Origin of the sequence: Sphingobacterium sp. BN32, from assembly GCF_030503615.1 — a bacterium.
GTDB lineage: Bacteria > Bacteroidota > Bacteroidia > Sphingobacteriales > Sphingobacteriaceae > Sphingobacterium.
On the sequence record NZ_CP129963.1, the window covers coordinates 3221624 to 3248474 of the forward strand.

Consider the following 26851-nt stretch of genomic DNA (forward strand, 5'->3'; position numbering starts at 1 on the left):
TCGAAATTGGGTAATTAACAATTTTATAATCTTGTATTAATTAAGTGATTACTGTGTCGTTTTATTTTTGCGCATAGATTTAATTATTACTTATATGAGATTATTATTACTAATTGTATTTAATTTAACATGTTTATTTTCGTTCGCCCAGACTACCATCTTAAAGGGTAAGATCATGGACGGAAATGACAATTTTTCGCTTCCGGGAGCTACTTTAAAGATTTCGGATGGCAATCGATTTACCGTATCAGATGTCAATGGTAATTTCGAGTTTCTAAACCTTCCTGCAGGTACTTACACGCTAACCGTTGATTACTTAGGCTATGCGCATTATTCAGAGACTGTCACAGTGAGACCTGGTCAGGATGCTATTGAAGTTTTGCTATCGTCATCTTCGCGCAGCATTGATGAAGTGCATGTGATGGGCGATTTAGCGAGAGGTCAAGCGAAGGCCTTGAACCAACAAAAGAACAACAGCAATATTTCCAATATCATTTCTTCGGATCAAGTGGGTCGTTTCCCGGATCAGAATATTGGTGATGCTTTGAAACGTGTTCCGGGTATCACAATGCAGAATGACCAAGGTGAAGCGCGTAACATTATTATTCGCGGTCTATCGCCAGAATTGAACTCCGTTACGTTGAACGGGGACCGCATCCCTTCTGCAGAGGGAGACAACCGTAATGTGCAGATGGATTTGATTCCGTCGGATATGATCTCGACAATCGAAGTCAACAAGACGTTAACACCGGATATGGACGCTGATGCAATTGGTGGTAGCGTGAATTTGATTACGCGTCCTGTTCCAAACAAACAACGTATTTCTGCGACATTGGGTGGCGGCTACTCGCCAGTTCGTGAGAAGGGAATTTACAATGGTTCAGTGATCTATGGTAACCGTTTTATGGACAATAAAATGGGCTTGGTATTGAGCGGAACGCTTCAAAGCAATGACTTTGGCTCGAACAACATCGAAAGTTAGTGGAAGAAAGATGATAAGGGTAATGTTTTTATGAAAGATATGCAAATCCGTAAATATGATGTACATAGAATTCGTCGATCGGTGTCTGCGGCCTGGGATTTTGATTTCAATACGAGAAACAAGATTGCTTTAAATGCGATGTACAACTGGCGCGATGATTTGGAAAATCGCTTTGCCGTTTCATATAAAGACATGGAATGGAATGCCGACGAAAATGCTTACATCGGAAAATTGACTCGTCAGACGAAAGGCGGAATTAGCAATGACAAGAACAAAGGGAAACGCCTAGAGCGTCAGGACGTATTGAAACTTTCGATGAAAGGTGAACATTTATTGACATCGAAACTGGACTTCGATTGGACAGCTTCTTATTCTAGAGCCGATGAACACCGCCCTAACGAGCGCTATATTTCCTATGACTTGAAGAAGGTCGGATTCGGACAGGATCTATCGAGTACCTATCTACCATTCGTAAATGATCCACATACAGACTATGCTAAGCTCAAGTTTAATAAAATAACCGAAAACGAGAATAAGACAAATGAGGATGAATTTGGCGCAAAAGTGAACTTACGCTTTCCTTTCTCGGTTATTTCTGGTCAGAAGGGCCGTCTGCGCGTTGGTGCTCGCATACGACTGAAATCAAAGGAGCGTAACAACAACTTCTTCGAATACAAGCCTACTGACAAATTTGGTGATATGACTACCCATCCTCTACAGGTGTGGGATGCAAAACATTGGGATCAAGGCGAAAGATATGCTGCAGGTGGTTTTGTAAGTAAAGATTACTTGGGTCAACTAGACCTTTACGACAACTCTAAATTTACGCCAAAGGATAAACCTGATGAATATTTAGCTAAAAATTACCATGCTAAGGAGCGCATCGTCGCGGAATACCTGCGTTGGGATCAAAATATTACCAAGCGTACGGCTGTTATCTTAGGTCTTCGTATCGAACATACAAGCATTGACTATACCGGTAATAACGTTCTTGAAGAAGAAGAATTAATTGGCGAGATCCGCAATAAGAATAGCTATACCAATTTCCTTCCTAGCATCAATGTGAAGCACAACTTCAATAATAATTTTATTCTACGCGCTGCAGTGACTACAGGTTTGGCACGCCCGAATTACTATGCGCTCGCTCCATACGTGAATACCATATCGGAAGATAAAAAGCTGTTTGCTGGTAACCCGAATTTGAAGTCTACTAACGCGACTAACTTCGATTTAATGTTGGAGAATTACTTTCAAAATGTGGGTATCATCTCCGGAGGGGTTTTCTATAAGAATTTGAAGAACTTCATTTACATGTACAATGATCAAAGCTTCAATACCCAGGGTTTCAGCAAGGCATTCCCAGACTTAAAGAACCCGATTGCAGCTGGCGAAACTTGGAAATTCACGCAGTTCAGAAATGGTGAGGAAGTAGATGTGTATGGGTTTGAGGTTGCTTTCCAACGTCAATTAGACTTTTTACCGGGCAAATTCTTAAAAGGATTCGGTATTTATACAAACTATACCTACACAGGTTCTAAAGCAAAAGGTATTGCAGGAGAAGATGGAGTATTGCGTGAAGGATTAGGCCTTCCTCGCACGGCACCACATATGTTCAACGGTTCATTATCATGGGAGAACAATAAATTTTCAGCACGCGTATCAGCGAACTATACAGCAGCATACTTAGACGAGATCGGTGACGACGCTTTTACGGATGCTTACTACGACAAGCAGCTCTTCTTAGATGCGAATGCTTCTTACAAAGTGACTAAGCAATTCCGCGTCTTCGCTGAGGCTAACAACTTAACAAACCAACCCTTGCGTTACTACCAAGGTCAGGAGAATTTGATGCAACAGTTGGAATATTACAAGCCTCGTTACAACCTAGGTATCAAATTCGATTTATAGCATACATAAACTTTTTACAAATGAAACAATCCATCATCATATGCGGGCTCGCTGCAGCAATTCTTAGCTCATGTAATTCGGGCTATAAGTTAGCTGCAGTAGCTGAAAATGCTGTGAAGCCTACGGTTATCACAGAAGTAGTACCCAACGATACGGATGACCCGGCGATCTGGGTAAATCCGAAAGATAGTTCCGAAATATTTGTTATCGGAACAGACAAGCACGAAAAGACTGGCGGTCTATATCTATATGATATGGAAGGCAAGATCGTCAATCAAGTCACACCATTGGATCGTCCCAACAACGTGGATATTGCCTATGGTTTTAACTTGGACGGACGCATCGTCGATATCGCCGTAGTTACGGAGCGTGGTACAGACAAGATCAGAGTATTTACATTACCGGATCTTAAACCAATCGACAATGGCGGAATCCCGGTCTTTGAGGGTGAGAAAGATCGCTCTCCTATGGGTATCGCTTTGTACACAAAAGCAGATTCTACAGGCAATAAAATCCAAGCGATTGTAGGTAGAAAAACCGGAGAATCGGGAAGATACTTATTCCAATACGATTTAGTCGATGACGAAGGAACGGTAGTTGGTAAGAAAGTCCGCGAGTTCGGTAAATTTGAAGGCGGCAAAGAGATAGAAGCTATCGCTGTCGATAATCAACTAGGTTATGTCTATTATTCCGACGAAGGCTTTGGTATACATAAATACTATGCAGATCCCGCGAATGGAAATCAAGAGCTTGCCGTATTCGGGAAGACAGATTTCAAAAGAGACCATGAAGGGATTGCGATCTATCAATCTTCGGATAGCACCGGATATATCATCGTGTCAAATCAGCAGAATAATTCTTTCAACATCTATCCACGAGAAGGTGTTGCAGGGAATCCAAACCAGCATCAGCTGATTACCGAAGTTCCAGTATCTGCGGTAGAGTGTGACGGTGCGGATGCGATATCGCTTCCTATTGACAGCAAGTTTCCAAAAGGAATGTTAGTAGCAATGAGCAACGGGATGGTGTTTCATTATTACGATTGGCAGATCTTCCAAGATAGCATCAACGCAAAGAAATAGTGGATTTTATTTAATGAAACGCGATTCGCGATCTAAGCGATTATTTAAGAATAAGTTTAAAGAGTCTTCCGGATAGGGAGCCTCTTTTTTTGCTGCTTAGCTTATGTTTGGTGCAACTTTGCGGACGCAGCGGATGGGGGCGGCAATAGGTTGATACAAAACATTTGTAGAACCAACAGTAAATTTAGGAGATAGGTCATACCCTCCTGTTCTATATTCCATCATGAAATAGGTATTGGCGACATTTGTCCTAAAATAACCTATGTCTGAAGAACTAAACAAATGATTGAGCCAGCCCATGTTTGGATTTCCAGCTTTATATACGTAGTGTAGGATTTCCCCATTAGCGTTCTTATAGCCTAACGCTGTAAATACAAGATCCTTATGAGGATGCGTTGGCGGACCGATATGAGCTGCATCCTTCCATTTTATATACCAGCCCTCACGATTTAGTTGGTCTTGCTTTTCAACCATCGGATTTGTAGAGCTGATTAGTGCATTATATTCATCAGGCGTTGGAAGCCTCCAAAGTCCTTCAGGATAAACGAACTTACAAGGATCACTCTGCCCATCAGGACGCAAGTGAGGCATAGCCCCTCCATACCAGTAATCGCTATCAGCAATATTAGAAATCCCATTGTTTACCTTTCGGATATGAGGATTATCATATCGAAATCGATACTGATTCCTTTCGACGCTTTCGTCGTAGTATAAATTTCCCCTTGCCCAATAAACATCACCGCGCTGTATAGGAGATTCCAACAATTCTAATACTGCTTGATACCGATGTCCGGGTTTGGCAATAAAATCTGGAAAAGTGAAATCGACATTCTGAAAGGTACGAGGTATTAAACTTTTTGTGTCAGGAGCATTATCGTTTATTCGCTCCGAAGTCACTTTAATTTCATTGATCTTGAGTTTTAGACGCAAGACGGTAGAGTTAGCGATAGTGTAGAAATCACGATAGACTGCCCAGTCCACTGGGATGCTGTCGCTGACAATGGTATTCCATGTCCTAAATCTCAGCATATTTGTGTTGTTTGTACTGCTATAACTGCCGTTCAATAAAGAGAATAGCCCATCTTGGGGACCTGTATTAGATGCCAGAACATCGATATTTGCGGAGGTGATTTTTGCAAATATTCCTCTTGCATTAATTTCTAAGCGTATTTTTGCTAGTTGCCGGCTAAAGGTAATGCTGATTGGATTTTCTCCATCCACTATATCAGACGTTTTGATGAGCCCCGTACTGTAAAGAAAGTCGTTTTCTTTATCATGTAAGTTCGCAATCACCAGAATATGATAGTCTGTAGAATTGATATCAGGAATATCTTCTTCTCGGTTGTAGGAATAGGCAAACCACCTATAGTTCTTATTGCGATAAACTGGAATCTTCAGAGGTGATCCAACGACACCTTGTGATTGATTCACGTAGGTTGTAGCTTCTCCAGCAGCATTCGTATTGAATACGACAACTCTATATTTTTTCTGCGGGCTCATGTTGCTAACAGCACGCTTTTCAACAGGTCTAGATATGGCGCTTTTCGTTTGAATACGCAATTTGTCAGACTTCACCGTACTATGTTCCAATGGGAGCTCTTCCATGATTACGCGAGCTTCAAGTCCTTTGAATGCTGTAGTTTTACTTGCTATTATCGTTTTTTTACCGAGGCATTGATCAGAGGAAGATCCTTTTATATGTTTTATGCCTGTGGATTGGTGCTTTGGCTTTACAATAGGCTCAACGGCTTCGGAAGCATCCAAGCCTTCGACAGAAAAAGATAAACTATAGTCGCCATTTCGTATTTCTTCCTTTAAATGAGGAGGCTTTTCGCAGGCAACTATCACGAGTATTGATATAAGAAATGGGGCGAATAAATATCGTCTAATAGCATTCATAATTAATAAGGTTTTATTTGGGAATCCTCAGAATTCCATCCTATAGTTAGGCCCTTCATCTTCAACCCAATCTTCCACCTGAGGAGTGTGATGATTTTTCTCAGAAGTAAGGAATGAAGAAGTAGTGGCAAGATTGCCCTCCATATCAACAACAATCATCGATATGGAAGGTCTTATGTAGGGTAATTTTTTTAGATTTTTAATTTCGACATGACGGCGTTTACAATTCATTATTTAAATATCCTTTTTAATAGTTGACAATGTCCTTTCTTTCGATTTATTCGATGACATTGAGTGAGTAAGTGATCTTGGGATATTCAAATATAGTAAATTTTCATTAAAAGAATAATTATTTCTATTCAAATCATTAATTTAACAATTTAAATAAGTTAAAAAAGCATCTTAGCCAGGTTTTGTAGTAACCATTGCATGTAATTAGTTTTTATTAATTTAAAAAATTAATATATTAATTTTCACTTAATTAATTAAAGAGAATAGTGTACGTAGTTTTGTTTTGACCGTTTATCAATATTTGAAAATATGGGGATGATTTTATTTCCTATTTAACCTAAATTCCTGTCGATTTATTGTCTCTGCTTAGGCAACAAACACTACTTTTTATTCCTTTTGCAGGTAAACTCCTTTAGATAAAGTTTGATTAGGGATGAGAGGGTAGTTTTATTGGTCGCCGGATTGGAGGACGTGGGTCAAATTGGCGATTGCTGACGCTGCGTCTCTTGCATAGTAATCTTAGGACTCGTGTAGGGAAGCTTCTTTTTATCATTCGCTTGGCCTCCTGCTTTCTCATTCTTCATAACAAGTGAAATTAAATAAATTGGTAATAATATTTCCAGTTAAAGGATATTATTAATAATTGTGCTTGCAAAAGTTGGTTGACAGCGGTAAATATAGATTTATTGAATTTAATTTTATAATTTAAATTAAATTTATTTCATTAAAAAACATCAATGAAAGCAGCAATCTTCTGGGAATCCAACCTTCTTTTAAATGATCGCTATACAACTTTTAACATTCCATCAAAAAAGTTCTCAATTTAATAATTCAACTTTGATTGAAACTATTGCTATTTTAGACATTCAATTTAGTAAAGTTTTTTTATGGAAAATAAAGTGTTTTATGAAGGCCAGGTTCTTTGGTCGCAGATTGATGCGAATGTTCATTTAAGACATTCCGCATATGCGGATTTCTGCGCACAAGCGCGAAGCAATATGCTCAACCAACTGGGGCTTTCGCTGGCAGAGTTCTCCAAAATGAAAATTGGTCCTATTCTGTTTCGCGAAGAGCTCAACTACCATCGTGAAATCAGTTTAGATGAATATATCAAGGTTACTGTGGAAATCAGCAAATTCAACCGCAAAAACTCTCGTTTTTCTTTTCGGCATGAGATTTTTAAGCAGAACGGTGTCAGAGCGGCAGTTGTGGTAGTGGATGGTGCGTGGATGAACTTAGTAGAACGCAAGCTAACAGCAGTCCCTGAGGCATGGCTCCCCGTATTAGATAAAATCCCTCGAGCGGATGATTACGTGGAAGTTGATGAATAGTGACACGCTAGCATTAGCTAAAGCAAAACAAAATTCTAAAGCATTATTCCTTATCTTTGGCATATGTTATATATAGTCCCTACACCGATTGGAAACTTGGAAGATATGACTTTCAGGGCTATCAACGTCTTAAAACAGGTCGATATCATACTGGCCGAAGATACTCGAACAAGTGCTCCTTTATTAAAGCACTTTGGCATTGAGAAGAAGGTATTTGCTCACCACCAACATAACGAACATAAAGCTGTATCAGAGATCATCCGACTGATGAAAGAAGGACAACAAATTGCCTTAATCTCTGATGCTGGCACCCCAGCAATCTCAGACCCAGGCTTCCTATTGGTTCGCGAAAGCATAAAAGAGGGGTTGGAAGTACAATGCCTACCGGGCGCCACAGCTTTCGTTCCAGCGCTGGTGAACTCGGGACTTCCTAATGACCGCTTCTGTTTTGAAGGATTTCTTCCTGTTAAAAAAGGTAGACAAACACGCCTTAAAGCATTGGCGGAAGAAAAGAGAACCATGATATTCTACGAGTCACCTCATAGAATATTGAAAACCATCGAAGAGTTTATGCTGGTGTTCGGTGAAGAGCGTCAGGCTTCTTTGTCTCGCGAGATCAGTAAGCTCTACGAGGAGACTGTTCGTGGAACATTGACCGAATTGAAACAACATTTTGAACAAAACCCTATCAAAGGCGAATTTGTATTTTGTGTCGCTGGGGCAGAATAATATTAGAAACGCGTATTTATTTTATTAAATCTTGAATCAATGGAAAATTACCAAATTGATAAGTACATACAAGACGGCCAAGATCCGAAAGTAGTAGAAAAGATTCATGGAAAGATTCTCGACATGCTAACACCTGGCGAATCGATCAATTATATTGCTTTGCAAAAGAAACCAGCTGTTACGTTATTGCCTGATAGTATCACGGTGAGTAATAAACGTCTCTTCCTTTGCGAATTCACTAAGTTAGGTTTGGCAACAAACTTCGAAATATTTGCATGGCAAGAAGTGAAAGACATCGCATTTAAAGAAGAAATATTCGGATCTAAAGTTACGGTAATTCCTTTCACGGGGGAGAATCTGACCATAGATTACATTCCTAAAACACAGGCTCGCAAGCTATATCAATTAATCAAAGCCGCTTTAGATAACCTTCAAAATCAAAAGCAAGAGCCTAAGGAGAGTAAGATTGTGATTGAAAATAAACCAGTATATGGTTCCCCTACTCCAGCTCCTAAGCCAGAAGTAGAAAAAGCTTTCGTACCTACAGCATCTGAAGAAGCGCAACCCAGCGCCATAGAAGAAAAGAGAGAGGAAAGACCGATCCCTGCACCGACATTGAACGAGACCTTCCAAAGACAGGAGCAGCGCCCGAGCAGCTTTCAATCGCCCTCTAGTCCAACTCCATCTTACGCTGCTGCAGCGCCAAAAGCTGAAGAGGAAGATGAGATCACGCAGAAACTAAAAAAGCTTAAAACACTTTACGACAAACAACTGATCACACAGGCAGAATACGAAACTAAAAAAGCGGAGATCTTAAGCACACTATAAGTTCATGAAATCAAACTATCTGTTAGCTTTACTATCAACTTTCTTGTTGTGGCTGGCTTGGCCACCGATTCCCTACACCGCTATTCTTCTTTTAGTTGCCTTTGTGCCCTTACTTATCGCGGTGGAACAAACCATTCGTAGCGATTATAAAAACAAAGGTCGCAAAGTATTTGCATTAGCCTTCCTGACAGGAGTCGTTTGGAATACTGCCTCTATTTACTGGGTCTATAATGCCATGAACGCATTTTTAGATGCCATGCCGTCCTTGTTAATATCGCTCATCCCGTATACACTAGCACCATTGCTCATGGGACTTGCGTTCCGCCTTTACTATCAGATGCGGAAAAGAAACAGCATCCTGATTAGTTTTATGGGATTAATCTCTTTTTGGGTCGCTTATGAGTATCTACATCAATCCTGGGAGCTTTCTTTCCCTTGGATGACACTAGGCAACGGATTCGCAAATAGTCACCAATTAGTACAATGGTACAGTATCACCGGCGTTTATGGCGGTACACTTTGGATTTGGTTAGTAAATATCGCACTGTTCCTGTTCGTTTGGCAAAAGCGTAATAAGATCGAAGCGTACAGCAATAAAATCTTAATTAGTACGGTAGCAGGTTTAATCTTAATACCCTCTATTGCCTCCCTTATTTGGTACAGCCAATACGAGGAACATGTGAATCCGTCTGAAATCGTCACAGTACAACCTAATATCGATCCATTTGGAAAATGGGGTCCAATTACTCCGGAAGATCAGCTTAAGGTATTGACGGATCTTTCCCAAAAGGTCGCTAAACTGAATACCGAGTTTTTTATTTGGCCGGAAACCGCAATTTCCGACCGCAACGGCATCAATGAAGAGGAATTCAGAGAATATCCACAATACCAAAAAGTACTGCAATTCCTCGAACCATATCACAACGGTAATGTGTTATCAGGTATAGAGAGCTATGTTCTATACGCCGATCAGCGTACGCCGACTGCAAAACCTATCGGAAACATGTTTTACGATAGCTTCAATGCCGGCGTGTTGGTGGATGGAAGCAGCAAGCTGCAGTTCTATCACAAATCTAAGCTAGTTCCCGGAGCAGAACTGATGCCTTTTGGAAAGGCGTTAAGCCTTTTGAAACCCTTCTTCGCACACTTTGGAGGAACAACTGGTGGTTATGGAAGCCAAGACAAACCTAGCGTATTCTATTCCGCTAGTGGTATTGGTGCTGCGCCGGTTATTTGCTATGAATCGATCTGGGGCAATTACGTTGCTGAATATGTGAAAATGGGCGCCCAGTTCATTGCCGTGATCACCAATGATGGTTGGTGGGGAGATACCTCCGGAAAAGATCAGCACCTGCAATATGCGAAATTACGCGCGATTGAGAACCGTCGATGGGTCGTACGTTCGGCGAATACCGGTATCTCGGCATTCATTAACCAGCGTGGGGATATTGTGCAGAAATCATCTTGGTGGGTTCCAACTGCTCTTTCTCAAGAAATCAACTTGAACGAAAACTTAACATTTTATACGCGTTCGGGTGACCTCATCGTCTACCTCTGCCTCTTAACAGGTTTGATATCAATTGGTTTAATATTTGTCAGAAAACGAAATTAATCTGATTTTTTATTCTCCTTTATTTATATTTGCCGCCATGCACGTATATTTTGATAATGCCGCTACAACTGCTTTAGACAAAGCAGTTATCGACGTAATGGTACAAACAATGAACGATAATTTTGGAAACCCCTCTTCCATCCATGCGCATGGCAGAGAGACCAAAACAATCGTTGAGAGAGCTAGAAGAACCGTAGCTAAATTATTAAATGCTTCTCCCGCTGAAATATTCTTTACCTCCGGCGGAACGGAAGCCGACAACATGGCGATCGTTCGTGCGATTGAAGCCTATGGAATTACACACGCCATATCCTCTCCTATTGAGCACCATGCTGTGCTACATACCTTGGAAGAGATGCAGAAAGACGGAAAAATCCAATTGGATTTCCTACGTCTTGATCAGAAAGGAAACATCGATTTATCCCACTTAGAAGAGTTGCTTGCAAAGAACCCGAGAACATTTGTTTCCATCATGCATGCCAATAACGAGCTTGGCAATCTCACCGACATTCAGAAAGTAAGTGAAATCTGCGAACAATACAATGCTGTTTTTCATTCGGACACCGTGCAAACGATGGGGCATTATGTTCATGATTTATCGAAGTTAAAAATCGACTTTATTACCGCTGCGGCACATAAGTTCCACGGACCGAAAGGCGTTGGTTTTTTATATATCAACAGCAGAAACAAAATAAAACCTTTGATCCACGGTGGTGCGCAAGAGCGCAATATGCGTGGTGGTACTGAGAATGTCTATGGCATCGTTGGTCTTGCAAAAGCAATGGAAATTGCATACGAAGAGATGGAAGCTCATCAACAACAGATCCAAGCATTGAAAGACTACATGAAAGAACAACTGGTTCAACATATTCCAGATGTGACGTTCAACGGAGAAACGGATGCCAACAAATCTTTGTATACGGTATTAAACGTTTCCCTGCCTTGCACGGATATGGGTGATATGTTGTTATTCAATCTGGATATCAAAGGTGTATCCGCGTCGGGTGGTTCTGCATGTAGCTCCGGATCAGACATCGGTTCTCACGTATTACGTGGAATTGGAGCAGACCCTAGTCGTCCATCTGTACGCTTTTCATTCTGCAAAACCAACACAAAAGAGGAAGTGGACTTCGTCGTGCAAGTGCTGAAGGAAATTTGCACAAAACACTAAATTGTATAAAACAAAATAAAGAAAGAGCTACCTAATTTTTTAGGTAGCTCTTTTTTTTCTATGGGTATATACTTTTAACGGGCGTCAAGAACTTTAATGACCCTCGCGGCTTCTGTGCAAAAATGAAACGTTTTTCTGAGGGTGCCTATATTAAATTGCTTTCAAAAACGCTAAACCCCGTTGCAGTTCCCGTGGAAAAATAGGTGTATTATTCAAAAGGCTAAAAACAAAAGGGCCGTCATACGACAGCCCTCTATTTAAATCGGAAAAAATCCCCTTACTTAATCTTCATCAACGTATATTTATCAGCAAGATCGCCTTTGATCTCTTTCCCTGACAAATCCAACTGATTCAATTGATTATCGAGAATTTTGTAATTGTAGTCTACATTTTCTAATGACAAGATATCTTTATCAACCTGCCATTTACCAGTACGCTCAAACACTTCCTCGCTCTTTCCAACATACACATAACGTAAATGGTAGTTTTTATTTTTGTCAAGGCTCAGCAATGTACTAATCATCGTACAATCGGCACATGGTAAGTTACCTTCGTAAGTCCCTAACAAGCCGATTCCCTTCAGCGCGTTGTCTTCAGACGCAGGCAACTGATTGACATTCGTCTTGTTGTTTATACAACTTATGGCAAATATCAGTCCTATGACTACGATTAATATGTAAGATAACTTTTGCATAACCTTTAACTTCTATGCAAAACACAAAAAAAATACCACAAATGGTATTTTAAGAAAATTTAACATTATTCATCTTCGTCGAGCAAACCAGTAGCCGCCAGATGAGCGTTCCGAAGTTCGCCCAAAGCATGGAAATTGCGCTTCTGTTGGGCAATCTGTATGCCTTTTTCATAAATTTCAATCGCGCGATCTTGATCGTGTTTAGACTCTAAAAATTTTCCGAAATGGTAATAGGTACCTACGTAATCTTCATGCGCCGAAAGCAAATCCTCAAAACCAGCTAGCGCTTGATCCTCCTCCCCTAACTTCACGTATTCCATCGTTAAAGCATATTTCAAAAAAGGATCATTTGGACTCTCCTTCAAAAACTCTTGCAATTGTGTTAATCTACCTTCCATAACACAAAAATAAGCATTATTCCGCAGCGCATAGAAAAATACAATGAAAATGGCATTTACTATGCTAGCATAGAATTGACAATACAATGACAATTGACGTTTCAGATAAAATAAATGAAATTATCGTAATAAAAATCTAATTCAACCCGATTTAAATTGACAATTATCAAAATAAGACATGAATTATTAACAAAATAATATTCTAACCACTTTGTTTATGGCAATCAAATTCGCCTGTCGCTCCTTTGAAATGCATGGCAAAAAATGTAGGTTTGTGTAAAACGCTAGATTTATGAAGATATTAGTATGTATTAGTAATGTCCCAGATACGACATCGAAAATAACGTTTACCAATGATAACACCGTATTCAATACTGCGGGTATCCAGTACATCATCAACCCTTACGACGAAATCGCACTTTCTAAAGCTGTAGAGCTTGCTGAAGGCGGAAAAGGAACCGTAACGGTAATTAACGTAGGCGATGCTTCAACTGAACCTACCATCCGTAAAGCCCTAGCTATCGGTGCTGATGATGCAGTACGTGTAAATGCACAGCCTCGCGATGCTTGGTTCGTAGCAAATCAGATTGCAAACTACGCAAAAGGCCAAGGATTTGATTTAATCCTAACGGGCCGCGAATCTATAGATTACAATGGTGCACAGGTAGCTGCTTTATTGGGCGAGCTATTAGACCTGCCATCAATTTCCATCGCGAAGAAAGTTGATATTCAAGGAAACGAAGCAACAGTAGACCGCGAAATTGAAGGCGGTAAAGAAGTGTTATCTGTTTCGTTGCCAGTCGTTATCGGAACTGCAGAAGGCGTGGCGGAACCAAAGATCCCGAATATGCGTGGTATTATGGGTGCTCGCACGAAACCTTTACAGGTGGTAGAACCTATTGAAGTGGCAGAACTTGCTTCGATTGCTCGTTATGAAAGCCCTGCTCCGCGTGGAACAGTGAAATTAGTAGAAGATGTTGATCAACTTGTTCAATTACTTCACGGAGAAGCTAAAGTTATCTAATCATTTTTAAGCAAGAAAAACACATGGCAATATTAGTTTATATAGAAAATACAGAAGGCGTTCTTAAGAAATCAGCATTTGAGGTTGCATCCTATGCAAAAGCAATTGCTGATCAAAAAGGAGATACCGTAGTCGCTCTTTCCATCGGAAATGTAGCGGATGCCGAATTAGAGAAATTAGGCAAGTACGGGGTTTCTAAAGTATTGAACGCTAGTCAAGATAATTTAAAGAACTTCGTAAATAAAGCCTACGCTTCGATTATCGCTTCAGCAGCGAAGCAAGAGCAGGCTTCTATCGTTGTTCTTTCCAATTCGTTCAGCGGTAAAGGATTGGCACCGCGCGTAGCAGCGAAGTTAGACGCAGGTCTGGCGGATGGCGCAATCAACCTACCGACCTGGAATGGCGACAGCCTGGAAGTGAAGAAAACAGCTTTCTCGAACAAAGCATTTGCGACGGAAGTCATTTCTTCTGCCAACAAGGTAATCGCATTAAATCCAAATGCTTTCGAATTAAAAGAAGCAGCAACGAGCTCAGAAATCGTAGCCTTTACGCCAGACGTTAATGCGAACGACTTTGCAGTAATGGTAAAAGACATCGTACGTGCAACCGACAAAGTTTCTCTTCCAGAAGCAGAAATCGTTGTATCAGCAGGCCGCGGGATGAAAGGTCCGGAGAACTGGGCGATGATCGAAGAGCTAGCAGATGTGTTAGGTGCTGCTACAGCATGTTCTAAACCAGTTTCTGACGCCGGATGGCGCCCGCACTCGGAGCACGTTGGACAAACTGGTATTGTGGTAAGCCCGAACCTATACATCGCTATCGGTATCTCTGGCGCTATCCAACACTTGGCGGGCGTGAGCTCGTCTAAAACTATCGTCGTTATCAACAAAGATCCCGAAGCGCCATTCTTTAAAGTGGCAGACTACGGCATCGTGGGCGACGCGTTTGAGATTGTTCCTAAACTAACGGAAGCAATCAAAAACTTAAAACACAACTAGTAAAAACTAAACAATGAACGGGTGGCCTTGGATAAAAATAACAAGGTCACTTTTTTTTTGCTCCGAATATTAGCATCTTTGTAATTCCGTTAACGATTTGTCAATGAAGAAAATCAAGTTAGATATTGTAGGATTATCGTATAGCCAAACACAATCTGGAGCCTATGCGCTAGTGTTGGGGGAAGTAGCAGGAAACCGTAGACTACCTGTCATTATCGGAGGATTCGAAGCGCAGTCTATCGCTGTCGAAATCGAAAAAATGACGCCGAGCAGGCCATTGACACATGATTTATTCAAAGCATTTGCTGATACATTCAACATCAAATTGGAAGAAGTATTGATCTACAACCTCGTAGACGGAATATTTTTCGCCAAATTAATCTGCAATGATGGCGATAAGACCGTAGAGATAGATGCCCGCACCTCAGATGCTGTTGCATTGGCGGTACGCTTCGAAAGCCCAATCTACACCTATGATTTCATCATGAATACCGCCGGAATCGTGATCGAAGGCAATGATTTTGCATTCCTGGAGAATATCGAAAACGTCGGATCGTACAAACAAACGGAAACAACGACTCCCGAGGCTGAGCCAACGCCAGAACCAAAAGAGCCCGCAAAAAACAAACCCTCTCCATATGCATCACTCACGATGGAACAACTGGAGAAAACCCTAGAGAAAGCGATTGAGAACGAACAGTACGAAACCGCAGCCAAAATCAGGGACGAAATTGAGAAACGAAAATCTTAATTCATAGCTTTTAAATAATCTCACCTATAAGTATGTCTATTAAACTTAGGTTGACCATAATGAACTTCCTGCAATTCTTTGTGTGGGGAGCCTGGTTAATCACTATTGCCAACTACTGGTTTGGCACTAAACAATGGGACGGAACACAATTTGGCGCAATCTTTTCAACCATGGGGATCGCATCGCTTTTCATGCCGACCCTAATGGGAATCATTGCCGATCGTTGGGTAAATGCCGAGCGATTGTATATAGGTCTACACTTCCTCTATGCAGTCTGCTTAATCTACCTCGCACAGGTGCAAGACCCCGGAGGTTTTTTTAATGTGATGCTCTTGGCCATGTGCTGTTACATGCCAACCCTCGCATTATCCAACTCCATCGCCTATACTGCGCTTACGCAGGGCAATTACGACCTCATCAAAGCCTTCCCTCCTATCCGTGTTTGGGGAACCGTAGGCTTTATCGCAGCCATGTGGATCACCAACCTGACGGGCAGCAAAGCAACCGAAGGTCAGTTTTATATAGCCGCAGGTGGATCTGTCCTCCTCAGCGTTTATTCCTTTTTCAACCTACCTAAGTGTCCTCCGCAACATCATCTGAAAGAAAATGCTAGTCTAGCGCAAATGCTCGGACTGGAAGCCTTTAAATTGTTTGGCAATTTTAAGATGGCTATGTTCTTTATCTTTTCGATGTTCCTGGGTGCAGCCTTACAGTTAACCAATGCCTATGGTGATGTATTCTTAGATGAATTTAAGTTCTTCCCGAAATGGGCGGATTCTTTCGTTGTCGAATACTCCACCATCATCATGTCGATCTCGCAGATTTCCGAGACCCTATTTATCCTCGCTATCCCTTTCTTCCTGAAAAGATTTGGTATCAAGCAGGTCATGCTAATTGCCATGGTCGCTTGGGTATTGCGTTTCGCATTATTTGCATACGGAGATCCATCCGCCGGCTTATGGATGATCATCCTTTCCTGTATCGTCTATGGTATGGCATTTGACTTTTTCAATATCTCCGGATCCCTATTTGTCGAAACCACGACGAACAACCAGATTCGCTCATCAGCGCAAGGTTTATTTATGATGATGACCAATGGTTTTGGCGCTGTACTAGGTTCTCGTGTGTCGGGATGGGTGATCGACAAGTATTACACCCTTTCTTTCAACGATACAAGCTCGCTGGCGAGCTTTTTAGATACAACCCCAGACAACCAATCACTATTGAATTTTATTGGCTCTCGCGGCGTAGAAATAACAAATGGTGTGTTTGATAAAGTGATCCATCTAAAAGATTGGCAACATATCTGGATTGCTTTTGCCCTGTACACGCTTGTTGTAGCGATTTTGTTCGCTATCCTCTTCAGACATAAACATCAAGCAGATACCCCTGTTAAACACTAACAGAGTTTTCACAAAACATATTACAAACACCCGTTGTGGCTCTATCTATGCCCAGCGGGTGTTTTTATTTGCAAGGTATTCTACTGTACATTTCGAAATACCTAGCTGCTTGCATTTTCCCTTTATTAAGATGCCCTCGAATATAGGAGATATTTCCTTCAGCTCACTTCCCTTTCAAAGCCCTTTCAAAGCCCTTTCAAACCCCATGTATAACCCAATCAAAACCCTTATGGAGCGGGTTTGATTGGGCTATACATGGGCTATGGTTTGGGAATTATTCAAAGAAGGTTGGAAAAGGGCTAGACAAGATGATCGAATTGCTAATACAAAAAAGCCTCCAATTGCTTGGAGGCCTTAAAATATGTACTATGATTAATATTTTAGAATTTGAGAGTCGGCTTAGAACTTGTAACCAGTCCAAGAGAATGCTGATGCATCAGCACCTTTTAATCCGTCTTTCTTCGTGATTGTTGCATTCACGTCGTTTTTGATCTTAGCTTTATCTAATCCGTTTGCAGGATCGATTGTGTACTCAATTGACGTTCCGCCGTTACCAGCACCTTTACTATCTGTTAAGTCGATTAAATCAGCTACAGTAGTACCAGCTCCGAATTTAGCATAAGCGTTTTTGATTGTCGCTTTTGCACCTCTACGGATTTTGAATACATCATGCATCGTTAAGTTTGCATCAGCACCTGGAGCATTGTTTACGATCGTGATACCGTTGATAGTGAAATCTGATTGGTTAATGTCTGTAGGAGTTGCTCCATCTAAGTTACCGTCAGCTTCAACACCACGAGGATCTTCCGTTACAGGTAAGTATTTCGCTTCTCTGATACCGTAAGCATTTGTAACAGTACCTCTATATCCTTGAGAGAAATCGAACATATCGTCTGTACAGTTTACTACTAAAATGTTCGTTGCATCAACTGTTCCACCGAAGAACTCGATAGCATCATCATCACCGTAAGAAATGTAGATGTTGCTTAATTTTGTTCCTTTACCAACGCCGTTCAATGTTAAACCATTGTGTTCTGCTGTTTGGTCGATACGAGCACCTGTATATTCGATTTTTACGAAGTTTAATACACCTGAGTTATCATTTACATCATCGCCACCAAATTTGATTTTGTTGTTGATTTCTGTACCTGCATCACTTGCTGCACCTTCTTTTCTTGAAAGAGGAGCTTTACCGTTTAGGATGATACCGCCCCAGTCACCTTGTTTCGGAGACGCTGCATTCGATGTAAATACAATTGGTTTGCTAGCTGTACCGTCAGCGATTAATTTACCGCCTTTTTCTACAAGGATGTAGATATCTGTACCATTAGCCGCAGCTTTGATCGTAGTACCTGCAGGGATTGTTAATGTCGCTCCTGAGTTTACTAAAACTGTTCCCGATAATGTGTACTCAACGTTTGCATCTAATGTTGTGTTTGCGGAAATATTTCCTTTTAATTCAGCTTTACCACCTGGAGTTGGTTTTACTGGTTCATCATCTGAACATGCTGTGAATGCGAATGCACCTGCTGCTAAAATTGCTAATAACTTTGTTTTCATAATCATTTAATTTCTATACAAAAGAACCACGTTAACATAACTTACAAGTTATCTGTATGTTAACTTTACATTAAAACTTATAAGATAAACCTGCGCTGAAATCCATACCGCGCTTGTAGCGCTCCACCATCAATTGAGGGGCTCCATTCGAGAAGTCCATCGACAGTTCACGATAAGGGTTGATGATGTTTTCAGCTTTAACCGAGAAGCCAATCTTCTTATTTACAGTACCTCTCAAATTGAAATCCAATGTTGGAACACCTTTCTCCATGATGTTACCGAATCCTCTAGTACCGATTGAGAAAATACGATCTGAGAAGTAATTGAACACCACCGTTGGCATCAATTCCACACGGTTTAGGTTTAACTTATACGTTAAATCTGCATTAACCATTAATGGTGATGCGCCTTCTAATTTGTCCGACTCCTTCGTGAATTGCGCTAATGGATTTTCTAACTTTTGCTTAGAGTGTAAGTAAGATACGTTCAAGCCTGCAGACAACACGTTTTCACCATTTGCTGTTGCCGTTTTGATTAGGTCTTTCTTGATTTCCATTTCCGCACCTAATACATCTGCCGAACCACCTACGTTCAGGAATGTTAGGGTATTACCTCCCGAAGGAATGGTAGATCTGCCGATTGGGTTTTTAATGTGCTTGTAGAATACACCGAAAGAGATCAACTCGCCGCCTTCCGGGTATAATTCCCACTTCAAGTCTGCGTTGTAAGTCTCTGCAGGGATCAAGTCGGAGTTACCTTCCGTATTGTTATTTTGTCCGGCGTAACGCATTGGCGCAATTTCAATAAATTGAGGCAAGGTATAGGTTTTACTACCCGATGCGCGAAGGATCATCGCTTCACCTAAGTTATATTTCAAGTTAACACTTGGCAATAAGAATGACTTATCAATTTTCGATGGACCGATAATCTCACTTTGCGTTACGTTGGTATAGAAATCAACATCTTGCGTCACCTTCTCGAATCTTAACCCTAGCATTGCGGTAAAGTCTGCATTGAATTGGTAAGTCGCGTTTGCTACCGCAGCGTGAATGTTCTTTTTACCGTTATAGTAGAAAGGAAGGAAAGCAAATTCATCGCTCTTACCTCTCAAAGTAACCAGATTAAATATACTGCCTAACTTTTCTGTATTGAAGTATTGGTCTGGATTAGCAATATCGATGTCGCTACCATATGGTGGCAAAAGTTCATGATTGAAGATCGTCGCATTGAAGTCTCTTTTGGTTATATTTCCGTTGTATCCAAAATCGATTTTTCTATCCAATCCCTCTTCGTTATTCAATTTATAAGTTACGATGGCACGGCTTACGATTCCTTTTTCTGTCATATCAGAGAAATAACGCTCATTGTTTCCGGACGAATTGGTACTGAAGCGGTACTTGCCTCCGTTTTCCAAAAATCTGTTTACTCTTCTATCCGGTTCGTTTCCGACAACATAGTTGAAACCAACGGCAACATCTGTACTCCAATTCTGATTGAACTCGTATTTTCCTAAGATCTGAGATACCGAGATGTGGTTGTCATTGATTTGCTGTCTTCTAGCAAACTCGCGGTCTCCTTCTACTTCATTTGCGTTGAATCCAAAAAATTCAGAGAAATCTTGTACTTGGTCATGGATATATAGGGAGTTAAAGCTTAGCATTCCTTTGTCAAAAGCATAACGAAGGTTCACCATCGCGTTCTGCGATACATTGTACTGATTTCTGATGTATGTTTGATCCTGGTAAACTTGACCGATGGTCGTCGCTGCTCCAACAACACCTTCCGCAAACCTGTATTTGGAATCCATCCCTCCGGTGAAGAACAAGCTTAATGTCTTGCCACCTAGATCAAAACGACGGTTTCCTAAGATCTTAAAGTTGGAGTTGATCAAATTATCAATTGGTTTAGCAACCCAGCTGTTTTTGAATGAGTAGTCGTTTAACGTATTGATATGATGTTTTGAACCTCCATTTAAAGATCCGAACCAGCTTGTTCCATCAATTCGCTTAAAGTTATCTTTTCCAATTGTTTGGGAGTTCGCCCCGCCTGATACGGCAACCTCTAAACTATTTCCTGTTGCTTCTTTTGTAAAAATGTCCACATTGGCACCCGCAACGTCTCCACCAATTGTAGGATTAAACGTTTTGTTAACATTGATGCTCTGTATAACATCTGAACTGAAGAAATCTAAGGAGATATTTTTATATAATGGGTCCTCAGAAGGTAGTGGCAAACCGTTAAGGGATGAAGAATTGTAACGATCGCCTAGTCCACGTACGAATACGTTTTTAGCACCTTCTTGTCTGGATACACCAGCCATTTTAGTAAGGGCTGCGCGCGCGTCGCTTACGCCTTTTCTTGATAATTCTTGTGTACCGATAGACTCGACCATTAGGTTAGATTTGCGTCTTTCCTCCAAAAGCGCAAGCTCTGTAGCCTTCTCTCTGCGTCTCGTAACCACAACCTCTTCAATGACAGCATCCTTGTTCTTTAAAGCAAAAGATACAAACTCTGTGTCTGAAGCACTTAGCGTGAAAGTAATCTCTTGTCCGTCGTACCCCATAATGCTTGCGCGAATAAGATATTCGGCAGGTTTGTTACTTGGTAGTGGGATGTAGAACTCGCCTTTTTCATTGGTCGTTGTCCCTAATTGAGAGTTAGCAATCGTAATGGTTGCCCCTTTTAATGGCTCGTAGCTTTCAACGTCAACTACAACCCCTTTTACACCGTATGCTACTTGTTGTGCATTGGCAACTAGCGTCGCAACACATAATAGCATAACCGTAAACAATGTTTTAATACAATTCATAGTATGTTAATATTATGTTGCAAAACTATAAGCTAGTTGTTATGTGAATATTAACGTTCCATTATCTTAATATAAGCGGTTCGTTAACGAATTGTTAAGAAGTAGATGGCCCAGATTAATGGTTTTTATATTGGGAGAAACGGGTAATTAGTGTTAAATTGCAACAAAGTAACATTATGAACGATTTTGTGCTACACACAGAAAGTTTGTCCTATCAATATCCTAAAGGATCCAAACTTATATTTGAAAATCTTAATATCCCGAAACAGCAGCATACGCTTATCTTAGGCGAATCTGGCTCTGGAAAATCAACGCTGTTGAACCTGATTGCAGGTTTTTCGGCACCCACAACGGGAAAAGTCTATATACAAGGCCAAGATATCTACCAATTACAAGAGACCAACTTGGATAAGTTCCGTGCAAAGAACCTAGGATTTATCTTTCAAGAAGCACACTTATTAAAGAACCTGACGGTTGCCGAGAACATCAAGCTTGCACAGTCGCTTGCTGGTTTCCCTGTCAACGAGTCGGAAGTAGCTAACTTGTTAGAAAAGCTACAATTATCCACTTTATCTAATCGCAAGCCGAATGAGCTCAGCCGCGGACAGGTGCAGCGTGTTGCAATCGCCAGAGCATTGATCAATAAACCTGCCTTGTTGATTGCCGATGAACCTACTGCTTCTTTAGATGATAAGAATACTTTCTTGGTTATTGAGCTCATCAAAGCATTGGCGGACGAACAGGGTAGCACCTTGATTATCTCGACGCACGACAAAAGATTAAAAGACGAATTCAACAATAACTATCAACTATCGGCATTATAAGATGAATATATTTCAACTAGTCTGGAAGAATATCACGCAGCAATGGGGTTCGACCTTCTTGAGTATTATTTTAACGGCCTTCGGTGTAGCGATATTGGTCAGTATATATATTACAAGCGATACGTTCGAAAAGCAATTAGACAATAATAGTAAGCAGGTTGATTTGGTAGTCGGTGCGAAAGGGAGCCCGCTGCAACTAATCCTGAGTACTTTATATCATATTGATAACCCAACGGGGAATATCAAGCTTGCGGAAGCCGAAAAACTAAAGGAGAACCCTTTCATTGAAACGGCCGTGCCGATTTCCTTAGGCGATAACTTTAAAGGACACCGCATTATCGGAACTGACACCAGCTACATGGGGCTTTACGAGCTTTCATTGGCGGAGGGGAAATTATGGGCGAAGAGTTTCGAAATCGTATTAGGTAGTGAGACCGCGCGCAAGCATCAGCTGAAACTAGGCGATCAGATTCATAGTGCGCACGGCCTGGCGGAGAATGCGCATGTGCATGACGAGCATCCTTTTACCGTAGTGGGAATCTTAAAACCATCCGGCTCGGTTGTTGATAATTTGATACTTTGCGACTTGCAAAGTGTGTGGGACGTGCATGGAATCAACCATGATGATCATGATCATGAGCACGAAGGCCACGAGCATGCGCATGATGACCATGATCACGATCATGCGGATCATCAGCATGAAGAACATGCACATAACACAGCGGCTAGCTCAGAAGCACACGACCATGAGGGGCATGACCATGAAGGACATGATCATGAAGGTCATAATCACGACGCACATGAGCACGAACATGCTGCCCTAAGCCCTGCAGATGCAAAACAAGCGGCAAGCAGCGAGCAAACAGACAGCATCGTTTCCGAACGCCCTAGAGATAATGTCTTTGTTAAGAGCATTGCCGATGATGTGATTCAGGATCACAGCTTGGAGATTACCGCATTATTGGTGAAATACAGCTCTCCTGCTGCGATTGGCGTGGTACCGAAGTTGATCAATCAATCGACCAGCATGCAGGCGGCATCGCCCGCATTGGAGACTGCTAGGCTGTTTTCTCTATTAGGCGTGGGTATCGACTCCTTGGAAATATTGGCCTATGTGATCATGATTATCGCCGGCTTAAGCGTATTTATCAGTTTATATAACGCGTTGAAAGATAGAAAGTACGACTTGGCCATCATGCGTGCATTGGGCGCTTCGAAGGTTAAACTATTTGCATTGCTTTTGGTCGAAGGATTGGTGATCACCACGATTGGTGGATTGCTGGGATTGTTATTCGGACATTTAGGCTTGTACTTTATCAGTACGCAGACCAGCCAAAGTGCAGATATCATCCAAGCGTTTAGTATTTATAGCAAGGAATGGTTAATTTTGCTGACGGCTTGTCTAATCGGCGTCATCGCTTCGGTTATTCCGGCGATAAAAGCATACAACACAACCATATCGACGATATTAGGGAATAAATAAGATGAAGAGAATATTATTAACAGTATTATTAATCACATTAACTGTCACTTTTTCGAAAGCACAGATTGGGAATTATAACCAAAATCAGGTACCTGATCATACACCAATGATGAACAGCACCTGGGAGGCGATTGATAAAATGATGTATAAGGTGTCAACGGTTGGTAACAAAAAGGTGTACACGCCTAGCTACCCTGCGCCTTTGAAGAAATTAGAAAACACGATTGTCGAGCTTCCTGGATATATCGTCCCGCTGGTAAGCGGTAGAAATCACAGTACTTTTATGTTATCCGTATTACCAATTACGCAATGTCAATTCTGTGGTACGAACGGTATCCCTCCGATGGTGGAGATCTTCATGAAGAAAGGTACAGTGAAGTTTTCGGATGAGCCTATTAAATTGAAAGGAAAGATGAAGTTCAATCCGGAGCCTTTAAAAGGGAATGCCGAGATTCAGATCTTTGATGCTGAGTTAATCAATTAACGATTCAGGAGCGCAATCTCCAAACAGGCGTAGAGGGCAGCAGTTTCTGTTCGCAACCTTGCCTCGCCTAAAGATATAGGATGGAATCCAGCAGCTAAGGCTTGCTGGATTTCTTTTTGAGAGAAATCGCCTTCTGGCCCGATCAATACAAGATAGCTTTGGTTCTTAGGAAATACTTGGTTTAAGTATTTCTTCTCATCATCTACGCAATATGCAATGGCTTTCAAGCTTTCGGAGTCCTTTTGCTGAGCGAGGAACTTATCGAAGCTTATAGCCTCGTTTATGCGCGGCATATAAGCCTTCAGCGACTGTTTCATCGCCGAGACAACTACTTTGTTCAGTCGATCTACTTTGACTTCCTTACGCTCCGAATGCTCGCTTATTAAAGGAGTAATTTCTTGTATACCGATTTCTGTTGCCTTCTCTAAGAACCATTCGATTCGATCGATATTCTTGGTCGGTGCAACAGCGATATGCAAATGATAGCTTGGCTTTTGGAATTCGAATGTTCTGGAAAGAATCTGAAGCGTGCAGCGCTTTGGATGAGCATCAATAATCTCCGCCTCATACATGCCCCCACTCCCATCGATCAACTGTACAGTATCCGTAACTGCTAATCGCAACACGCGTACAGCATGTTTGCTCTCTTCCTCACTTAACTGATAGTGAGAAGCCTGTGTATCAATGTCGGGAGTATAAAATAAGTGCATGCTTAAATCGTCTTATTCCTCGTTGTCGTCGTTTGCTGTTTCCACCAGATCAAGCTTCACAAACTCGATATTCTGTTGTGTTTTCTTCATGATCGTGAAACAGTAGCCCAATGCCTCAGTGCTGTCGCCCACATCGGGGATACGCTCAAAGACATGGCTCACCAAGCCTGCGATCGTATCGTAGTCTGAACTTTCCGGAAGCTCCAATGGCAGGTAGCCATTCGCATCATGAACGCTTGCTCCGGCATCCACCATGAACTCTGTTTCCGAGATCTGCTCCACTACTGGAGTTTCTTCATCATACTCGTCCTGGATCTCTCCAACAAGCTCTTCAACGATATCTTCCAATGTCACCATACCGGCGGTTCCTCCGAATTCATCCAATACAAAAGCGATTTGGATGCGCTTCAACTGAAACTCTGTCATTAAATCATTGATTTTCTTCGTCTCAGGAATGAAATAAGGCTTGCGCATGATGTTTTTCAACACAACTTCCTTACCCTTTACTAACAAAGGAAGAATGTCCTTCGTATGCACAACACCAATAATTTGGTCAATATTATCATCGTAAATTGGAATACGAGAGTATCCCTCTTCCGTTACGGTCTCGATAAAGTCTTCTGCAGTTTCGTCTTGTTCTACGGCTACAATCTTCGTACGTGGAACCATGATATTCTTTACGATACGTTCGTTGAAATCAAATACGTTTTTGATCAACTCATGCTCGGAATTGTTCAAAGCACCGCTTTCTTTTCCTTTTTCCAAAAGATACTGCAGTTCTTCCGACGAGTGACTAGCTTCATGTGCACTCACTTGAATTCCGATCAATCGTAACAAGAAATTAGCGAATCCGTTCAATAAGTAAATGATCGGTCTAAATACGTAATAGAAGAATTGCAATGGAATTGCCACTTTCATCGTCGTTGCCACCGGCTTCTGTATCGCAATCGACTTTGGTGCTAATTCACCGAATACAATATGCATAAAGGTGATGATACTGAAGGCCAACACATGACCTAAGTTAGTCGCCAATTTACCGGACAGCTCAACATTGAACCATCCAAAAATTTGATGAACAATCTGGGTCATAACCGCCTCTCCGACCCATCCAAGGGCAAGAGACGCGAGCGTAATACCTAACTGCGTAGCAGCAAGATAACCATCCAGATGTTCTGTTATATTCTTCGCGATTTGCGCTACTTTACTTCCTGATTTAGCCTGGAGTTCTATCTGAGAAGCTCGAACTTTCACAATTGCAAATTCAGCTGCAACAAAAAAACCATTAGCCAGCACTAAAAAAATAGTCCAAAAAATATCAATTGCCATTAGTTAGGTCTTTATTTCCGAATTGTGTTTTGTATAGTTCTAAACTCTCTAATATAACATTTTGGGCATCAGTTTGCCCAGAAATATTTTCAATTTTTATCGACTTGTTATCGATGGATTTATAGGTCTGAAAGAAATGGGTGATTTCTTTCATGCTATGAGGGGGAAGTTCTGAAAGATCATTCAGATAATTTAGGCTTGCGTCATTCTTGGCGACAGCAATGATCTTGTCATCTTGCTCGCCAGAATCAAGCATGCGCAAAACACCGATAACCTTCGCATCAACGAGCGAATACGGTTCTAGGTCTTGCGAACATAACACTAAAATATCTAGGGGATCTTTATCACCACAGTAGGTTTGTGGGATGAAACCATAATTAGTTGGATAGAATACCGAAGCATTCAGTACCCTATCCAACTTTAATAGACCCGAGGTCTTATCAATTTCGTATTTCGCTCTAGAACCTTTACTTATTTCAATGACAGCAGTTACTACTTTCGGAGCTTCATTGCCCGGAGAAACCTGATGCCAAGGATGTTGCTGAGCATTTGCAGAACTAATTCCGACAAACAGCAACAGTATTATGGTCCAGAGCCTATCGACGTCGTCCATA

23 protein-coding genes are annotated in these 26851 nt (G+C 41.3%); 15 read left to right on the forward strand and 8 right to left on the reverse strand.

What is annotated here, in order from left to right; translation table 11 throughout:
- Positions 1-94 precede the first annotated feature (94 nt).
- The 3 genes from QYC40_RS13630 to QYC40_RS13640 are packed head-to-tail and all read left to right on the forward strand — an operon-like array spanning position 95 to position 3972.
- Complete coding sequence (locus tag QYC40_RS13630; protein ID WP_301990679.1) at positions 95-982, forward strand: TonB-dependent receptor; 888 nt, start codon at positions 95-97, stop codon at positions 980-982.
- A 30-nt stretch (positions 983-1012) separates the two neighbouring features.
- On the forward strand, positions 1013-2890 hold the full coding sequence (locus tag QYC40_RS13635) for a TonB-dependent receptor (protein WP_301990680.1): 1878 nt from the start codon (positions 1013-1015) through the stop codon (positions 2888-2890).
- A gap of 20 nt (positions 2891-2910) precedes the next feature.
- Positions 2911-3972, forward strand: coding sequence for a phytase (locus QYC40_RS13640; protein WP_301990681.1), 1062 nt, complete (start codon positions 2911-2913; stop codon positions 3970-3972).
- 96 nt (positions 3973-4068) lie between these two features.
- On the opposite strand, the gene QYC40_RS13645 is transcribed toward QYC40_RS13640, so the two are convergent.
- Positions 4069-5871 carry a fimbrillin family protein gene (locus tag QYC40_RS13645; RefSeq protein ID WP_301990682.1) on the reverse strand — a complete coding sequence of 601 codons (1803 nt, stop codon included), beginning with the start codon at positions 5869-5871 and terminating at the stop codon, positions 4069-4071.
- Between the two features lie 1118 nt (positions 5872-6989).
- Between QYC40_RS13645 and QYC40_RS13650 the strand changes: the two genes are divergently transcribed.
- From QYC40_RS13650 to QYC40_RS13670, 5 genes are all read left to right on the forward strand, one after another.
- Positions 6990-7433, forward strand: coding sequence for a thioesterase family protein (locus QYC40_RS13650; RefSeq protein ID WP_301990683.1), 444 nt, complete (start codon positions 6990-6992; stop codon positions 7431-7433).
- A gap of 63 nt (positions 7434-7496) precedes the next feature.
- A complete protein-coding gene (rsmI, locus tag QYC40_RS13655) occupies positions 7497-8162 on the forward strand; it encodes a 16S rRNA (cytidine(1402)-2'-O)-methyltransferase (RefSeq protein ID WP_260039474.1) in 666 nt (221 codons plus the stop codon).
- Positions 8163-8201: 39 nt separating this feature from the next.
- Complete coding sequence (locus tag QYC40_RS13660; RefSeq protein WP_301990684.1) at positions 8202-8990, forward strand: PH domain-containing protein; 789 nt, start codon at positions 8202-8204, stop codon at positions 8988-8990.
- A 4-nt stretch (positions 8991-8994) separates the two neighbouring features.
- Positions 8995-10602: an apolipoprotein N-acyltransferase gene (gene lnt, locus QYC40_RS13665; protein ID WP_301990685.1), complete on the forward strand. Its 1608-nt coding sequence runs from the start codon at positions 8995-8997 to the stop codon at positions 10600-10602.
- A gap of 37 nt (positions 10603-10639) precedes the next feature.
- Positions 10640-11773, forward strand: coding sequence for a cysteine desulfurase family protein (locus tag QYC40_RS13670; RefSeq protein ID WP_301990686.1), 1134 nt, complete (start codon positions 10640-10642; stop codon positions 11771-11773).
- Positions 11774-12050: 277 nt separating this feature from the next.
- On the opposite strand, the gene QYC40_RS13675 is transcribed toward QYC40_RS13670, so the two are convergent.
- Together QYC40_RS13675 and QYC40_RS13680 are read right to left on the reverse strand one after the other, a co-directional pair.
- The gene (locus QYC40_RS13675) at positions 12051-12467 is read right to left on the reverse strand and encodes a copper resistance protein NlpE (protein WP_301990687.1); all 417 of its coding nucleotides are present in this window, start codon (positions 12465-12467) and stop codon (positions 12051-12053) included.
- A 65-nt stretch (positions 12468-12532) separates the two neighbouring features.
- Positions 12533-12865 carry a tetratricopeptide repeat protein gene (locus QYC40_RS13680; protein WP_301990688.1) on the reverse strand — a complete coding sequence of 111 codons (333 nt, stop codon included), beginning with the start codon at positions 12863-12865 and terminating at the stop codon, positions 12533-12535.
- A 292-nt stretch (positions 12866-13157) separates the two neighbouring features.
- On the opposite strand from QYC40_RS13680, the gene QYC40_RS13685 reads away from it, so the two are divergent.
- The 4 genes from QYC40_RS13685 to QYC40_RS13700 all read left to right on the forward strand — a co-directional run bounded on the left by QYC40_RS13685 (position 13158) and on the right by QYC40_RS13700 (position 17041).
- Positions 13158-13889, forward strand: coding sequence for an electron transfer flavoprotein subunit beta/FixA family protein (locus QYC40_RS13685; protein ID WP_301990689.1), 732 nt, complete (start codon positions 13158-13160; stop codon positions 13887-13889).
- 23 nt (positions 13890-13912) lie between these two features.
- Positions 13913-14887 (forward strand): electron transfer flavoprotein subunit alpha/FixB family protein, encoded by a 975-nt coding sequence (locus QYC40_RS13690; RefSeq protein ID WP_301990690.1) that lies wholly within the window; start codon positions 13913-13915, stop codon positions 14885-14887.
- A gap of 103 nt (positions 14888-14990) precedes the next feature.
- On the forward strand, positions 14991-15638 hold the full coding sequence (locus QYC40_RS13695; protein ID WP_301990691.1) for a bifunctional nuclease family protein: 648 nt from the start codon (positions 14991-14993) through the stop codon (positions 15636-15638).
- A gap of 32 nt (positions 15639-15670) precedes the next feature.
- Positions 15671-17041 carry a nucleoside permease gene (locus QYC40_RS13700; RefSeq protein ID WP_301990692.1) on the forward strand — a complete coding sequence of 457 codons (1371 nt, stop codon included), beginning with the start codon at positions 15671-15673 and terminating at the stop codon, positions 17039-17041.
- A gap of 399 nt (positions 17042-17440) precedes the next feature.
- Here QYC40_RS13700 and QYC40_RS13705 read toward each other — a convergent pair whose 3' ends face one another.
- Together QYC40_RS13705 and QYC40_RS13710 are read right to left on the reverse strand one after the other, a co-directional pair.
- Positions 17441-18601 carry a hypothetical protein gene (locus QYC40_RS13705; RefSeq protein WP_301990693.1) on the reverse strand — a complete coding sequence of 387 codons (1161 nt, stop codon included), beginning with the start codon at positions 18599-18601 and terminating at the stop codon, positions 17441-17443.
- A gap of 70 nt (positions 18602-18671) precedes the next feature.
- Positions 18672-21410, reverse strand: coding sequence for a TonB-dependent receptor (locus tag QYC40_RS13710; protein ID WP_301990694.1), 2739 nt, complete (start codon positions 21408-21410; stop codon positions 18672-18674).
- A gap of 176 nt (positions 21411-21586) precedes the next feature.
- Between QYC40_RS13710 and QYC40_RS13715 the strand changes: the two genes are divergently transcribed.
- Genes QYC40_RS13715 through QYC40_RS13725 form a run of 3 tightly spaced genes read left to right on the forward strand, consistent with a single transcriptional unit; the run spans position 21587 to position 24201 of the window.
- Positions 21587-22234, forward strand: coding sequence for an ABC transporter ATP-binding protein (locus QYC40_RS13715; RefSeq protein ID WP_301990695.1), 648 nt, complete (start codon positions 21587-21589; stop codon positions 22232-22234).
- A gap of 1 nt (position 22235) precedes the next feature.
- A complete protein-coding gene (locus tag QYC40_RS13720; protein WP_301990696.1) occupies positions 22236-23717 on the forward strand; it encodes an FtsX-like permease family protein in 1482 nt (493 codons plus the stop codon).
- Position 23718: 1 nt separating this feature from the next.
- Positions 23719-24201, forward strand: coding sequence for a hypothetical protein (locus tag QYC40_RS13725; protein ID WP_301990697.1), 483 nt, complete (start codon positions 23719-23721; stop codon positions 24199-24201).
- Here the strand turns inward: QYC40_RS13725 and QYC40_RS13730 are convergent.
- The 3 genes from QYC40_RS13730 to QYC40_RS13740 are packed head-to-tail and all read right to left on the reverse strand — an operon-like array spanning position 24198 to position 26850.
- Complete coding sequence (locus QYC40_RS13730) at positions 24198-24911, reverse strand: 16S rRNA (uracil(1498)-N(3))-methyltransferase (RefSeq protein ID WP_301990698.1); 714 nt, start codon at positions 24909-24911, stop codon at positions 24198-24200. The genes QYC40_RS13725 and QYC40_RS13730 overlap by 4 nt on opposite strands.
- 12 nt (positions 24912-24923) lie before the next feature.
- Positions 24924-26237: a hemolysin family protein gene (locus QYC40_RS13735; protein WP_301990699.1), complete on the reverse strand. Its 1314-nt coding sequence runs from the start codon at positions 26235-26237 to the stop codon at positions 24924-24926.
- Complete coding sequence (locus QYC40_RS13740; RefSeq protein WP_301990700.1) at positions 26227-26850, reverse strand: inorganic diphosphatase; 624 nt, start codon at positions 26848-26850, stop codon at positions 26227-26229. Before QYC40_RS13740 ends, QYC40_RS13735 begins: the two co-directional genes overlap by 11 nt.
- Position 26851: the final 1 nt, after the last annotated feature.

Excerpts from the sequence above, each read along its gene's own strand:
- QYC40_RS13630 (WP_301990679.1), top strand. The coding sequence starts at position 95 with ATGAGATTATTATTACTAATTGTATTTAATTTAACATGTTTATTTTCG.
- QYC40_RS13635 (WP_301990680.1), top strand. The coding sequence starts at position 1,013 with ATGAAAGATATGCAAATCCGTAAATATGATGTACATAGAATTCGTCGA.
- QYC40_RS13640 (WP_301990681.1), top strand. The coding sequence starts at position 2,911 with ATGAAACAATCCATCATCATATGCGGGCTCGCTGCAGCAATTCTTAGC.
- QYC40_RS13645 (WP_301990682.1), bottom strand. The coding sequence starts at position 5,871 with ATGAATGCTATTAGACGATATTTATTCGCCCCATTTCTTATATCAATA.
- QYC40_RS13650 (WP_301990683.1), top strand. The coding sequence starts at position 6,990 with ATGGAAAATAAAGTGTTTTATGAAGGCCAGGTTCTTTGGTCGCAGATT.
- rsmI (WP_260039474.1), top strand. The coding sequence starts at position 7,497 with ATGTTATATATAGTCCCTACACCGATTGGAAACTTGGAAGATATGACT.
- QYC40_RS13660 (WP_301990684.1), top strand. The coding sequence starts at position 8,202 with ATGGAAAATTACCAAATTGATAAGTACATACAAGACGGCCAAGATCCG.
- lnt (WP_301990685.1), top strand. The coding sequence starts at position 8,995 with ATGAAATCAAACTATCTGTTAGCTTTACTATCAACTTTCTTGTTGTGG.
- QYC40_RS13670 (WP_301990686.1), top strand. The coding sequence starts at position 10,640 with ATGCACGTATATTTTGATAATGCCGCTACAACTGCTTTAGACAAAGCA.
- QYC40_RS13675 (WP_301990687.1), bottom strand. The coding sequence starts at position 12,467 with ATGCAAAAGTTATCTTACATATTAATCGTAGTCATAGGACTGATATTT.
- QYC40_RS13680 (WP_301990688.1), bottom strand. The coding sequence starts at position 12,865 with ATGGAAGGTAGATTAACACAATTGCAAGAGTTTTTGAAGGAGAGTCCA.
- QYC40_RS13685 (WP_301990689.1), top strand. The coding sequence starts at position 13,158 with ATGAAGATATTAGTATGTATTAGTAATGTCCCAGATACGACATCGAAA.
- QYC40_RS13690 (WP_301990690.1), top strand. The coding sequence starts at position 13,913 with ATGGCAATATTAGTTTATATAGAAAATACAGAAGGCGTTCTTAAGAAA.
- QYC40_RS13695 (WP_301990691.1), top strand. The coding sequence starts at position 14,991 with ATGAAGAAAATCAAGTTAGATATTGTAGGATTATCGTATAGCCAAACA.
- QYC40_RS13700 (WP_301990692.1), top strand. The coding sequence starts at position 15,671 with ATGTCTATTAAACTTAGGTTGACCATAATGAACTTCCTGCAATTCTTT.
- QYC40_RS13705 (WP_301990693.1), bottom strand. The coding sequence starts at position 18,601 with ATGAAAACAAAGTTATTAGCAATTTTAGCAGCAGGTGCATTCGCATTC.
- QYC40_RS13710 (WP_301990694.1), bottom strand. The coding sequence starts at position 21,410 with ATGAATTGTATTAAAACATTGTTTACGGTTATGCTATTATGTGTTGCG.
- QYC40_RS13715 (WP_301990695.1), top strand. The coding sequence starts at position 21,587 with ATGAACGATTTTGTGCTACACACAGAAAGTTTGTCCTATCAATATCCT.
- QYC40_RS13720 (WP_301990696.1), top strand. The coding sequence starts at position 22,236 with ATGAATATATTTCAACTAGTCTGGAAGAATATCACGCAGCAATGGGGT.
- QYC40_RS13725 (WP_301990697.1), top strand. The coding sequence starts at position 23,719 with ATGAAGAGAATATTATTAACAGTATTATTAATCACATTAACTGTCACT.
- QYC40_RS13730 (WP_301990698.1), bottom strand. The coding sequence starts at position 24,911 with ATGCACTTATTTTATACTCCCGACATTGATACACAGGCTTCTCACTAT.
- QYC40_RS13735 (WP_301990699.1), bottom strand. The coding sequence starts at position 26,237 with ATGGCAATTGATATTTTTTGGACTATTTTTTTAGTGCTGGCTAATGGT.
- QYC40_RS13740 (WP_301990700.1), bottom strand. The coding sequence starts at position 26,850 with ATGGACGACGTCGATAGGCTCTGGACCATAATACTGTTGCTGTTTGTC.